This is a genomic window from Enterococcus sp. VV15 (genome assembly GCF_005236045.1).
Lineage (GTDB): Bacteria > Bacillota > Bacilli > Lactobacillales > Enterococcaceae > Enterococcus_B > Enterococcus_B durans.
Window position 1 is genome coordinate 15,958 of the sequence record NZ_QPTY01000017.1, and the last position, 13,557, is coordinate 29,514.

Consider the following 13,557-nt stretch of genomic DNA (forward strand, 5'->3'; position numbering starts at 1 on the left):
TTGCTTCTAGAACACTATGTATCAGAGACCGTGAAAAATGCTCATTGCAGAATAGTTCTCTATAAATTATGGGACTGATGAATCAGAATTGATTATCCAGTCCCATTTTCATTTTAGATACTAAAAAATATTAATTAAAGTGAACTAACAAAAGGGATTGTGATAAAGGTCTTGTTGCAATCTCTTTTTTCCAAATAAACGGCATTTCAAGAGCTTTCCTTAGGTAATAACTCAAAAAATCTCAAAATCTGAGGAGCTATTTCAAGATTCTCATCCTTATCACTCAGAGAAAAACGCTCATTTCATAACCTCTGATAAACAGTATTCAAAAGCCAACTCCTTGAAATAAACCGAAATTTTTAGAAGCAAAATACTTCTGTTACAGCCTCTTGATTTTACAAAACGCACCAGTTCGATTGACAAAGCACCTCAAGATTCTCCATTAATTTTTAATAAAAATTAATGGAGAATTTTTTTGAACCATCACTATAAAAAACAGCAATTAGCTCAAACCCTTGCCAGCCATTTCCAGCTGCTCCCAATATCGAATCCTCTGCTAACTGTCCATCAGCCCATACATTAGCCTCAAAAGCAGTATCAAATAACCTACCACTATTTCCAATATAACCATCTATAATCGTTGGTGCTTGTGGCGTACTTGGATTCGTTGAGCCATTGTTTTCATCCATTGAACCGCCTTGATTTCCTTCGTTGTTACCAGGATTTGATGGTGTAGTTTGTCCTCCACCAGTATTTCCATTTGCTGAACCGCCTTGACTTTCTTCGTTGCTACCAGGATTTGATGGCGTAGTTTGTCCTCCACCAGTGTTTTCTTGGCTACTATTATTATCTGATTGTGTTGGTATTTGAGTTGAATCCCCCTTATTTTCTGGTATATTTGATGTTATGTTTCCTTGAGTTACTGTTGTTTGATCACTAGCTTGTGTATTATCTGCTACTGTATTGTTAGCCTTATTAGTGCTTGCTGTTTCCTGTGAAATCACTGGTTGTCCGACTGGTTGAGAAGGATTTACTTTATCTTGATTTTGAATTTCTGATTGTGCAATTATTTCCCCCCTGCTGTTTTGAATACTTGCTACATTTTCTTTAAGAATTAATTTGTTTCCTTCGCAAATCCAATCTATATCTGAAATTTTATTTATATCTGATAATTTTTGGACGGAAATATTTGTTGCTTCACTAATGCCACTTAAGGTATCTCCCCAAACAATTATATATTCATGGCCATTTTTGTTTATATCTTTTTTGATTTGTTCAACTGTACGAGGTGTCCACTCTTGTGCTCCTACTTGCTGTGTGGTCATTGCTAACGCTATTCCTCCAACAGTCGCTCCTACAGCCATCACTCGTAGAAATTTCATTTTTATTCCCCCGTCTTTTCAAATTATTTATTTGATGATTTTCTCCTTCTATTTATCATTAATTTTTTCTAAATTTTAATACGTATTTATTAGATATTTTTACACTCTCCTTTCAACTAAAAAAATCCCATTGCTTATTACAGTGTTCCTATCCCTCTCGGCAGACGTTACCCTAATAAATCTATCTTAACAAATACATCCGTTACTTGTTTTTTTCTTATTCATATATGTATCTTTTTTGCATTAAAAAGATAGAAAAGTATTCTTCAATATAATCCACATTTCTAATTGGTGATAAAGAGTCCTTTTTGTATCTATTGCCTGACTTCTTCAAAATTACGACTCATCTTCCAATACTATTATGAATCATTGGTACCATCGATCTATCCAAACGTAAGATCACCTCGAGCTAATATTCCTCAAATTGTCCTTTTTTTCATTCTAGTAACTAAAAATTAATACGTTATAAAATTTTTTCATCGCTACAGTGACTTTATCCACACTTAAAAACTTGCTTTTTGTAACCTTTCCGAATAAAACTGACTAAAATTGTTAATTAAGGAAATAAAAATAGGTTATACAAGCAAAAAAGACTGTAAACAACGCTCCAAATTTAGGAGTTTGTCTACAGTCTGGATGCTAAATACGCTTCCTTTTTATTTTACGAACCTGATGGAACCATTGGTAAAGGTGGTAATGTTGGATTGTTCTGTTTACCAGCTTCTGCAGCAGCTTCCCAAATCTCCCATGGAATACCAAAACTCATTTTTTTCCTCCTTTCATTTAAAACTACAGTTAAATTATAAATACAGTTTTTTTTTTTTTTTAATAATGATTTTAATTTTTTCAGAAAAAAATTTTTTATGACCTCATTGTAATACTTAATCGAATACCTATTATACTTAAAGTTTACTCATTTGCTTTTTAAAATAGATTTGATTTTATATATGACGATAAATTGCAAGAACAACTTAGCCACCCTAACGAATAAATCATGTTATTGAGTAACCATCGTGCTGCTTGATGTTGAGTGTGGCGTGTTAGTCTGACTAGGACAGGCTGGCATCGACAAGCTTCCCAGACTAGTTACACACCACAGGAGGCTCAAGGTCAAGCAGCTAACAGCTTCGCAGCTTCCGCTTGAAAAGCCTGTCTTGGCGTTTGGTAGCCTAATATTTTTCTAGGTAGCTGGTTCCCACACGTTTGATGTGTAGCCGAGAAACAGTCCGCATTTCAGTGCCTTTGGGAATGAAACGGTGAATCATGCCATTATGACGTTCATTCGTCCCACGTTCCCAAGAAGAATATGGGTGAGTGAAAAACACCTCGGTAACCCCATTTAAACAGGATGAAAGATTCGCAAATTCGACACCATTATCAGAAGTGATGGTTTTAAAAATATCAGAGAAAAAGAAGTCACATTGCTTGCGTAATTGAGCAATCCCAGCAGTAACTGCAGCTGCGTTTTTGCCATCAATTTTTTGGATGATTTCAAAGCGAGTTTTGCGTTCAGTTAAAGTCAATAAAACATTGTCTTGACCGGTTTTTAACCCAACAACAGTGTCGATTTCCCAGTGACCAAATTCTTCTCTTGCCTTCACAATATCTGGGCGATTTTCAATGGAATTACCTAAAACGGTCTTATTTTTCTTGTTTTTAGCGGTCTTGGTTTGACGGTTTAATTTCAGTGGTAAATCAAGATTTTGAGTTTCTAAAAATCCTTGATCAATCCAGTTATACAATGTTTTAGTACATGGAATCAGATTGTCAGGAAATAGATTTTGAGTTTTGGCAGAACCGATAATACTATCAGGAGATTGATGATAATTCAAAATTTGGTCATCAATAAAATCGAGAAAAGCCGTTGATTCAATCCATTTATGTGGTCGACCAGAATTAATTCGGGCTGTATCATAGGCTGTTTGACCAGCTTGAGCTGAATAGTCAGTTTGATAATACTCGTACTGCTTATCGCCTTGTTTTTGTCTTTGTTTAATCGTTGTGACGGTGCCATCTTTAATTTCAGTGTGAATCGTTTGCGGAGCACGACCTAATTCTTTTGCGATAGCTCGGTTTGACAATGTTTTTACATTCTTCAAATAAGCGATTAGGACTCGTTCATCATAAGATAGGTGTTTTCCTTTATGTGATTCTGTGGTATTCTCAAATTGCGTCATAGCGAAAATCTCCTTATTGATTGGTGTTGGAACCTCAATAATACATGATTTTTCGCTATGGCGTATTTTTTTATTCAAAATGTGGCTAAGTTCATCTTACAATGAGTCTTTTATATATGACTTTATTTTCATCATGCTTTTTTTAATTCATATTTTTCAATTAGAGCTTCGTCTAAAGGATTTAATTGTCTCGTTCATTAGCTAATACTTCTTTATTAGTTAGTACTATGTATTCTATAATCCTCAAGCCTACAATCATTCGGTTATGATCAGGATATTTTGGCCAACTGAACTAAGTATACGGGTTGTTGCATTGACTAAGAGTGGATGTTTTGTATATAGTAAAAAATATGCGATAATAATTGTATTTTATCGAACAATTTTTATATTTGTCAAGATGGTTGAGACTAATAAAAGTGTTTAGATACTATGCATGTTGTTTCGACTGTTGGTCTTTTTCACTAGCTAATGAAGTTATATTGACTTTGAAATCGATAGGTTTGATATTCGTGGATTGAAGTTTAGGAACATGAAGCTCTCTCTGACTATAGATTGCACTCGCTTCTTTTGTTTGTATTTTTTTTTTGAAAAAGGCAACTTTGTCTAGCTTCCTTCAAATACAAATAGTTTTGAAAGATTTCAGATATCAGTTTCTTGTAAACTAGTGGATCAAATTGCAACAATTCCAATTGTTTGTCAATAATCTCAATTAAATCTTTATAAATTTCTTTCGTAGAACATAGTTTTGTATTTTTTGATAGATGTTGAATTTTTTCTTGTAGATGTTGCTTTGGTTCACTCTTTGAAATATCGGATTTAGATTCACTAAATAATACGAATTTAATAGTGCCATCGAGCTCTTTTACAAAACAATTATCAAGATATTGTTGATAATTTCCCTCTCTAGTTCCCCATCCTTCTGAAGTTGATAACTCACGTAACTCAGAAAATAATAGCTCTTGTATATTATATTCCATTAATAAATCTATTTTTCTATCGATATTATCTAGATCCGTTAACAAACCTAATTCCAAAATATCAGATAATTTTTCAATATTCTCTGGGGTTGCTTTTATGTTATACTTATATTCTACAATTCCCTTCTTTTTATTAGGTTGTATTTCCATATCGAGTGTAGGGTGAATTAGTTTTATTCTATTTTTTATGCTGATATTCGCTTTATCAATTGTACAAACTACGATTTCATCTTCCATTTTTTTAATAATTGCACCCACTTCATGTGCGTACCAATCCTTTTCTTCTTCCAGTAATACAATTGTCAAAGGCAAAATTAAAAAACTATCTGGCTCATTAATAACTAGATGATCAATATAATTACCTAAAAGTTGTGGTTCAATTGAACTATATATGCTATTTTCTAGTGAAGACCCTATCAAATCAGCATTTCTATGACTAAACATTTCCGAATGATGTTTTACATATTCTTGATATGAACGATAACAATTCGATATTTTGTTTATAAGGTGTTAACTTTGGAAAAGTAAAATACGAAGAATCTAAATTTAACAATTGTAATAGTAATTACAATAGTATACTTCCATATTCTTTTGAATTAATTAGTCTATGTCTTTTAGACTTGGCTAATCTTAATAATGAATCTATTTTTACTTGATCATGCATCATTTATCCACCACACTAAAATATTTTTTTAAATGTATATTTCTAACTTAAATTATATTTCTATAAACGGATGTTAAACCATTTCATTCAACGTTTTCTTTCCAAGACAAATATTGCAAAAAAATTAATACAATCCTCTTAGTCTACTTGTTCAATCTCAACGTTTATAGGATTTTTAAAGATAGTAGGTACATAAAAGAATTCCTAAAAAAACGTGAGAAACAAGTATTTCGCCGATTCATCAACAAAAAAGAACATCCCAACGATTCCAATAAGTTTGGACATCTCAAGAGAAATATGCTCATCAGTACAACCATACAAGTGTAGTTATTCCCTTGATAGAGCGCTTATTTAAAATGAGTATTACGTTAAAGTCTGCCGGTAGACAAGCAAGTGATACTGTGAAAACGTGAAGCAATGATTTCAAATATTTCCCCATCACATGTTCAAATCAATTATATCTAAATGCCATCTTTTTCCTTTTCTGCAAAATAACCTTCTAATACTAACAACTGTCGTTTGATTGCGATTCCTTCTTCGGAGTTCCCCATGTAGCCTGTCAATTGACCATTTTGGCCGATCACTCGATGACAAGGAACGATGATTGGCAGAGGATTCATTCGATTGGCTTGTCCGATCGCTCTCACAGCTTTCGGACTTTCAACAGCCAAAGCGATCTGTTTATAAGTGCGTATCTTCCCATAAGGAATCGAACGCAACGCTTGCCACACTTTTCGTTGAAAAACAGTCCCTTTATTCACTGACAACGGTACATCAAAGGTGTCTCTCTTTCCAAGAAAATATTCTTGGAGTTGTTTTTTTCCTTCAAGTAATAGTTCTTGGTTGGCTTCTTCATTTTCTTCGATGGGTTGGAATGAAACAGTCGTCAAACCAAACGGATCTGCGTCCAACCACAATGAGCCGATCGTAGTTTTTATTTCCATGTTATCGCCTAATGATCCTAATCGATCCAGGCTTTCCCTCCTTTTGCGAATTCGATTTCATTTCACTTATCTTCCATGATTTTTACAAAATTTGCAATTTAAAAGTTTATTAAATTTACTATAGATGGTAAACTAAAAACGATGTTTCGTTAAATAACGCTTTGCTTGATAAAGTTATTTTAGAATACCTTCAAGCGAAACGTTCGTGCAACAGATAAAAGCATTTTCTACATGAAAGGATTAAAACTATGAAAGTATCAATTGTCGTCCCTTGTTTCAATGAAGAAAAGACCGTGCCTCTTTTTTTCGCTGAAGTCGAAAAATTTAAGGGAGATCATGAATTTGAATACCTATTCATTGATGATGGTTCTAAAGACGGCACGCTACAAGCGATCAAACAATTAGCCCAAGACTATGATTGCGTTCGATTTGTTTCTTTTTCTCGCAATTTTGGCAAAGAGGCTGCTCTTTATGCAGGCTTACAAGCCTCAACTGGTGAATTGATCACTGTGATGGATGTCGATTTACAAGATCCACCAGAGTTATTGCCAGTGATGATTGAAAAAATTACCACGACTGACATCGATTGTGTGGGTACTCGCCGTTCGACTAGAGAAGGGGAACCTATACTTCGTAGTTTCTTCGCGCGAGCCTTTTATCAACTAATCAACAAGATCAGTGACACAGAAATGGTTGATGGTGCAAGAGATTTCCGTTTGATGACTCGCAAAATGGTTGATGCTGTCTTAGAACTCACTGAGTACAATCGTTTCTCAAAAGGTTTGTTCAGTTGGGTCGGTTTTAAAACGGAATATATTTCTTTTGAAAATCGCGAACGCGTCGCAGGAGAAACGTCATGGTCATTTTGGAAATTATTCAACTATTCAATCGATGGCATCGTCAATTTTTCAGATGCGCCACTAACAATCGCTTCCTTCGTTGGTGCACTTTCGTGTGTCGGCTCAGGGATTGCCATATTGTTTATTATTTTGCGAGCACTACTCTTTGGTGATCCAACATCCGGTTGGCCTTCAATGGTTTCCATTTTTCTATTCATCGGTGGGATCCAACTATTATGTTTAGGGATCATTGGGAAATACATTGGGAAGATTTTCTTGGAAACCAAACAACGTCCCGTCTATATCATACGGGAAACAGAAAAGACGAAACCGAAGAATCAATCTATAAAAGAGTGAGGAAGCATTTTTTATTCCTTGAATTTACACTTTAAGTGCAACACATAAAAAATGACTCATAATCAATATCCAACTAGAATAGGTTTTTCGAGAACACTACTAGGAGGAAGAGAATTATGAGCCAGTATCATCATCTTACCATACTCGAACGAGAAAGAATCTTTCTACTTCACGAAGAAGGTGTTTCTATTAGAAAAATTGGGAATGACATTCATCGTAGCCCGTCTACCATTTCACGTGAACTGAGAAGAAACAAGGAGAAAACTTACTCGCCTTCCAAAGCAGAAAAAAAGTATGCTTCTCGTAGAAAAAGCTGCGGACGTCATAACATTCTAAATGATCTGCGAATTTGGTCAATTGTTCGTCATTTGTTTGTCGATTTTCAGTGGTCACCAGAAAAAAGTTTCTAACCGCTTGAAGTTCGAACATGCGGACTTCTCCATCAGTTTTATCACAATCTACCGTGCCATTTACAATGGTATTTTTGATACAGAACCGCTCTCCCATGGCAATAGAGGACTGATCCGTTCATTACGCCATCATGGAAAAACAAGGCATACTAAAAATCATGTTGAGACTCGTGGAAAGATACGCATTACTCATTCGATCCATGACCGCCCAAAATCCGCAGATGATAGAAGTGGGTTTAGCCATTGGGAAGCTGATACTGTAGCTGGTAAAACTGATGGTGCTTGTTTAGTGACGTTGACAGATCGAAAATCACGCTTTCTTTTAGCAGGAAAGGAACCAAGAAAGAAAGCTGTTTACGTGATCGAGAAAATGATTGAACTTTTAAGCAGTATTCCAAACGAAGCGGTCAAAACAATCACTCTAGATAGAGGAAAAGAATTCTCCAATCATTTCGCAGTTACAGAAGCATTGAATAATGTGCCTTTTTATTTTCCAGATCCTCATACCCCTTGGCAACGAGGAACAAATGAAAATACGAATGGACTCATTCGAGAATACCTACCAAAATCGAAAGAGATGGACATGGTAGATGACGCAACGATTTATCGGATGGTTGAAAAACTAAATAGCAGATCTAGGAAGTGTCTAGGTTGGAAAACACCTTATGTAGTCTTCTTTAATAAAGTGTTGCACTTGATTTGACAATTCAAGTCTTAAAAAAACAGTGACTAGTATGTGTCATTCATAACGACTCTACAAAAGCATCCACTCATTCGATTTCAAACGCCCTATCTAAATAGCAAAAAATCAGCACTCAGAGGGATAAGAGGAATTTACGAAAATTGTTCTTTTTTCACATGAAATTATTTGATTTTCAACTAGACTGCATGGAGCCGTAGCCATTATAATTGAAGTAGGCATTTTAAAAAAAAGACACCAAAAGATCTAGCAACCGACTGGAAGCTTCACCTAGATACTTTGTCTAGAAGTTAAACAACCTATATGAACCTTTTTCGATGGATAATCGTCACTAAGAAGACTATCACGCTATAACAAGACCATATACTAACACGGTCTTTCATTTAAAGTTAAAAAAACATAATTATATCAGAAATGAGGAATGGAAAATAGGATTATTTGATGGATTAATGGGAAATGCGACACAGCACAACAACAAATCTGTTGAGAAAGAACTAGCGGGCGTTTTACTACCTAACGAAAACGTCGATTTAGCGTTTAAATTAGTAAGAGACTTAATTGTTTTTACAGACAAACGATTGATTATCGTTGATAAGCAAGGCGTCACTGGGAAAAAAGTGGAATACAAATCAATCCCCTATCGATCCATTTCACGTTTTTCTGTAGAAACCAGTGGCCATTTTGATTTAGATGCGGAACTGAAAATTTGGATCTCTAGCGCTGAATTGCCCGCTGAAAGTTTACAATTCCGGAAAGATAAAAATATCGTAGCGATTCAACAAGCTTTAGCCGCCGCCGTTTTTTCATGATTGGCTGAACGTATCAATACATTTGGTATATTAGAACCAAAACCATCATTTTGAACCGTTGCTATGCTCCTCGAAACCACTCGCATAGCAGGTGTTTTTTAGAACATATAAAAAAGAGGTCGTGACAGAAGCGCTCAGCTTCGAGAAATAAGAAGAAAATTCCGAAAATTGCTTCTCAAATTTTTGTGAAATTTCGGCATATTTCCGAAAGAGTTGCTTCTGCTCCCGCCGTTTATACGTTTTTGGCGTGTGAAACAAAAGTGTTCTTTGCTTTTGTCACAATCCCTTCATTTTTTATGCCAGCTATAGGGATCGAACCTATAACCTATGCGTTACGGGTCAATAAATTGTCTCTTTATAAATCCAAACTTTAATAGAACGATGAATCTATTATAAATATTCTTATAAATTGTTTTGATAAAAAATTTTCATCTTTTCAGAATACTATTTATAAATTTTATGTCACACATCATCAGCTTCTATCATTTATTCATTGTTATTTTAAATTTTTTTCATTTATTTTTATAATAATAAAAAAATGATTCTTTCTCTTGTTTGATCAGAAAATCACTTATACTAGTTTCATAAACAATATGAGGAGTGAGTAATGATGATGAAGTATTCAGGTATGATTAGTGTGGTATTTGGTCTTTTAGTCAATCTCTTATTATTTGTTGATGATGCGAGCCTCGTCTTGGGATTAACAAGTGTCATCCCAGTATTTATTCTAGGTGCTATTGGTACAGTTATTGCAATTTTTGGTTTCTTAAAATTGTCAAATAATTATTTACGTATGAGCTGTGTTGTTGGTGGCTTATTGAATCTATTACCAATTCTTTACTTTATTTTCTTAATTTTTGCTATTGGCTAAAAATCTTAGCCTGACTAAATCAGATAACAATAAACAATACTCCAATTAGAGAGAATCCTTCGCTCACAACGATTGTTTCTCCTAATTGGGGTATATTTCTATTGGTTTCTCTTTTTTTATCATTTTATTAGTGAACGCTCATTTGAGTAATTAAATAAAATTAAAAAACATGATTCGTAACAATGATTTGAAAGGAAGAATATTGAGATGAATCAAGAAGAGTATTATTTTCACTTAAAAGCATGGGCGAAATCTCAACGTACTGAGCTTTTAAATTCGGAAAAATATGGCATTTTATCTATTCACCTTCTTTTACAATTACTTAATTTAATGGAAAATCGGATTTCGACCACCCATTTCGTGCCCTATAAACCGAATATCGAACTTATTTCTTTATACAAAGAGTATTTAACCTTACAGGAACAAGATTTCACTTCTAAGTCTGTTGAATCTTTAAAGGATTCTTTAGATAATAGCTTGTATGCTTCTATTGTCCCAGCATTGTTAGGATTTGAAATGCAATACTTAATTCCTAATAAACCAGAAAGTTTTTTGGTTTTACCTCTGACCATCGCTTACTCCACAGCTTCCAATGAAGCATTGGATGTGCATGAGATTAGTTGCCGAATTCAAAAGAAAAACCAATATCTTTTGCTAGAAATTTTTGATAAATCGCATGTATTCCATACCATTAGAAAAAACCAGAAACAACAAACGATGGATCCGAATCCAAACAACCGAAATACAAGAGATGTCATAAATTATTTTTATGTCATTCCATCGACAAAAGTGCAACAATTGGCCCTTATTCTTGCTATGGGTATCACTGACTTTTCAACTCAAAAAAACGAAGTGCTTGCTAAAAAAGAAGCTCTAAGTCATACCGGTCAGGAGCAGTCTAACTTAATTGAAGTATTTTTTTCTAAGCTCAGGCTTCTCTCTGTGAATGAACATTATGGGGAATTAACCAGTACCTCACAAGAATTTATTGGTAATTGTTTGGTTAAAGAATTAGATATTGCGTTAAAAACAGCTTTAGGAGAAACTAGATTTAGTGAAATTTCAAAAATAAAGTACTCCTTATCATTGGAAGGCATCCAGGCAAAATACCTGCAAACAGCTAAGCTTCCAAATGTCTGTTCCACCAAAGATATTTACTTGACTTTGACCTCTATTTTAATGGAGCGCTTACTAACACTACAATTTGACCCAGCAGCCGTTCAACCTATGCTAACAGATATATTCTGTACGTATACTTTTTTAAAAAGCTGTCGTCACAATCAATCATTTAAAAAGAAATTTCAACTTTTATTAACTAATCAATTTTATAAAAGTCAAGATTTAGAACTTTGTAAAATTAATACTACGGCGATTCCCTCTGATTTGCTTCAACTAGATAAAAAAAAATGCTTATCTATCCGAGCAACACTACGGCAAGAACAAACGAACTTACCTAAAAATTTAGCTACAATAAAAAACAGTATCAAAAAAGAAGAACGAGCTCAACAAAAAAAATTCAAAGATAGTCTTAAAAAGTGTTCGAAAGAACGGTAAACAATCTCAGATGATCCTCTATCGTACATTTCTTTTGTTGTTTTCTACCTCTTTTTATTGATTTTGTTCAGAATCATTCAAAGAGTTCACTGCTTTTTTCAAAAAGGTAGTGGACTTTTTTATACGATCTAAAATAAGACTCTCCTATTGTTTCATAAATAGCCCATGCATCACTACTTTTCACAAACACCCTACTTTTTTCTAACAACTCAGGCTGTTTCACTAATAAATACTTTCTTATTCCATAAAGTTTCCTTCTTTTTCTTAGAAATTGATTTTTGCATTATACTGCGTAAATAATTAGTTAAGAGAAAATTACTAATTTTTCTAAAAAGAAAATTTTTTTAATGAATTGACACTTTCAGATAAAAATTTTCCGCATGATGGAACTAAAGGAGGAAATGGGTTCAGGAAAATCCTTCATTCTTTCTGATTGATTTCACTCAATAGCAATTCCTGAACCTCATCTGATCAAATGAATAAAACAACCAATTACACCGAATTAAAATCATTGGCTATCACAAAACGAACCGAATTCCTCAATTCTGAGCAATACGGAACTTCATTGATCCAATTATTCGTGCAATTACTCAATTTAATGGAAAACAATAGCCCCTTAAGCGAGTACCATTTTTACAAGCCAAATATTGAATTGTTTTCTCTCTATCAAGATTACCTCACATTAAATGAAGCCAAGTACCAAGCTTCTGATGTTTCCATGCTAAAAAGATCCTTGGAAAATAGTTTGTACGCCTCTATCGAACCAAACTTACTGGAAATAGAAATCCATGAATTAAAGCCGAATAAAAAAGAAAGTTTTTTAGTGTTGCCTTTGACTGTCATCTTCTATGATTGTTCTGATAACTGGCTTGTTCACGAAGTTGGCTGTATCTTACGCAGGGCGGAGGATTTTATCTATCTAGAAATAATCGATACCTCCCATTTGCCTATTCCTACAAGAAAACAGCCATTACCTGAAATAATGGCTCCAGACACTCATTTTCGACACAAAAAAACAATTATTAATTATTTTTACTCGGTTCCTATAGAAAATAAGACAAAATTAACTAAATTATTAACACTTGGGCTCACTAAGATAGAAAACCAATTTAGTGAAGCATTGTTCTTAAAAAAAAATTTGGATTATGCCCTCGCTAAAAAGAAACAAGGACTACAGGAAAATTTTTTTGCTAAATTAAGTACGTTAGCCGCAGACGAGTACTATGGTGATCTTGTCAGTACTTCGCAAGCATTTTTAGGTAATTGTTTCGCTAAGCAGTTGGACAGCACGTTGAAAATCGTCTTAGGAGAAAAAGAGCGGAGTACTATTGCAAAACTCAATATTTCTCCCTCATTAGCGGGTCTCCAAGCCACCTATCTAACGCAAGCGAAACTACCATCTGTTCGCTCAACGAAAGACATTTATGGTACATTGAGTGTGATCTTATTGACTCGTTTGCAAGCATTATGCTTTGATCCCGTTGTTTTTGAACCTTTAATTGAACATCTTTTTCATACGTATTGTTTTCTAAAAGAAGAGCGACAACATAGCTTCTTTAAAAAGAAGCTCCAATCATGCCTAGCCAATCGTTATTATCAACAAACTGATTTATCTCTGCCAAAATTACATGCTACGAACTATCATGCAACTGAAAAGCTCCTCGATCCGCAGCATCTCGAGGCCTTTAGAGAAAAGCTATGTACACAAACTAGAAACGAAAATCCTCCATTTCTCACAACAAATACTAGAAAAAACAATGCTGCTGCATCCCAAAGGAAAACGGAAAAAAGGAGTCGCTCGTTCGATAAAGAACGCTAGACTCCTCCTATTCAAAAAATTTCTTAAAAACTAACTGGTACCACCATTTCATTT

8 protein-coding genes and 2 pseudogenes are annotated in these 13,557 nt (G+C 34.3%); 6 read left to right on the forward strand and 4 right to left on the reverse strand.

The features are described from left to right. Nucleotides 1-449 precede the first annotated feature (449 nt). The 4 genes and pseudogenes from DVW83_RS07685 to DVW83_RS07700 form a co-directional block, all read right to left on the reverse strand. Nucleotides 450-1,382, reverse strand: coding sequence for a LysM peptidoglycan-binding domain-containing protein (locus DVW83_RS07685; protein WP_137239202.1), 933 nt, complete (start codon nt 1,380-1,382; stop codon nt 450-452). A gap of 1,110 nt (nt 1,383-2,492) precedes the next feature. Further along, nucleotides 2,493-3,559: pseudogene (locus tag DVW83_RS07690) on the reverse strand (IS30 family transposase). Nucleotides 3,560-4,104: 545 nt separating this feature from the next. Beyond that, on the reverse strand, nt 4,105-4,956 hold the full coding sequence (locus DVW83_RS07695; RefSeq protein ID WP_137239204.1) for a hypothetical protein: 852 nt from the start codon (nt 4,954-4,956) through the stop codon (nt 4,105-4,107). A gap of 705 nt (nt 4,957-5,661) precedes the next feature. Continuing rightward, nucleotides 5,662-6,144, reverse strand: a complete 483-nt coding sequence (locus DVW83_RS07700) for a methylated-DNA--[protein]-cysteine S-methyltransferase (protein WP_104661611.1) — start codon at nt 6,142-6,144, stop codon at nt 5,662-5,664. Between the two features lie 248 nt (nt 6,145-6,392). On the opposite strand from DVW83_RS07700, the gene DVW83_RS07705 reads away from it, so the two are divergent. The 6 genes and pseudogenes from DVW83_RS07705 to DVW83_RS07730 all read left to right on the forward strand — a co-directional run bounded on the left by DVW83_RS07705 (nt 6,393) and on the right by DVW83_RS07730 (nt 13,503). Beyond that, the gene (locus DVW83_RS07705) at nt 6,393-7,340 is read left to right on the forward strand and encodes a glycosyltransferase family 2 protein (RefSeq protein WP_104661610.1); all 948 of its coding nucleotides are present in this window, start codon (nt 6,393-6,395) and stop codon (nt 7,338-7,340) included. Nucleotides 7,341-7,456: 116 nt separating this feature from the next. Continuing rightward, nucleotides 7,457-8,453 (forward strand): annotated as a pseudogene (locus tag DVW83_RS07710) (IS30 family transposase). A 425-nt stretch (nt 8,454-8,878) separates the two neighbouring features. After that, nucleotides 8,879-9,259 carry a PH domain-containing protein gene (locus DVW83_RS07715; protein WP_104661608.1) on the forward strand — a complete coding sequence of 127 codons (381 nt, stop codon included), beginning with the start codon at nt 8,879-8,881 and terminating at the stop codon, nt 9,257-9,259. Nucleotides 9,260-9,869: 610 nt separating this feature from the next. Next, entirely contained in the window at nt 9,870-10,130 is a 261-nt protein-coding gene (locus DVW83_RS07720; RefSeq protein ID WP_123862354.1) for a hypothetical protein, read from the forward strand. A gap of 207 nt (nt 10,131-10,337) precedes the next feature. After that, nucleotides 10,338-11,684 (forward strand): hypothetical protein, encoded by a 1,347-nt coding sequence (locus DVW83_RS07725; protein WP_104661606.1) that lies wholly within the window; start codon nt 10,338-10,340, stop codon nt 11,682-11,684. Between the two features lie 475 nt (nt 11,685-12,159). Next, nucleotides 12,160-13,503, forward strand: a complete 1,344-nt coding sequence (locus DVW83_RS07730) for a hypothetical protein (RefSeq protein WP_104661605.1) — start codon at nt 12,160-12,162, stop codon at nt 13,501-13,503. The last annotated feature ends 54 nt before the right edge of the window (nt 13,504-13,557 follow it).

Bases quoted from the DNA above. Each gene is read 5' to 3' on its own strand.
- DVW83_RS07685 (WP_137239202.1), bottom strand. From the start codon at position 1,382: ATGAAATTTCTACGAGTGATGGCTGTAGGAGCGACTGTTGGAGGAATA.
- DVW83_RS07700 (WP_104661611.1), bottom strand. From the start codon at position 6,144: ATGGAAATAAAAACTACGATCGGCTCATTGTGGTTGGACGCAGATCCG.
- DVW83_RS07705 (WP_104661610.1), top strand. From the start codon at position 6,393: ATGAAAGTATCAATTGTCGTCCCTTGTTTCAATGAAGAAAAGACCGTG.
- DVW83_RS07720 (WP_123862354.1), top strand. From the start codon at position 9,870: ATGATGAAGTATTCAGGTATGATTAGTGTGGTATTTGGTCTTTTAGTC.
- DVW83_RS07725 (WP_104661606.1), top strand. From the start codon at position 10,338: ATGAATCAAGAAGAGTATTATTTTCACTTAAAAGCATGGGCGAAATCT.
- DVW83_RS07730 (WP_104661605.1), top strand. From the start codon at position 12,160: ATGAATAAAACAACCAATTACACCGAATTAAAATCATTGGCTATCACA.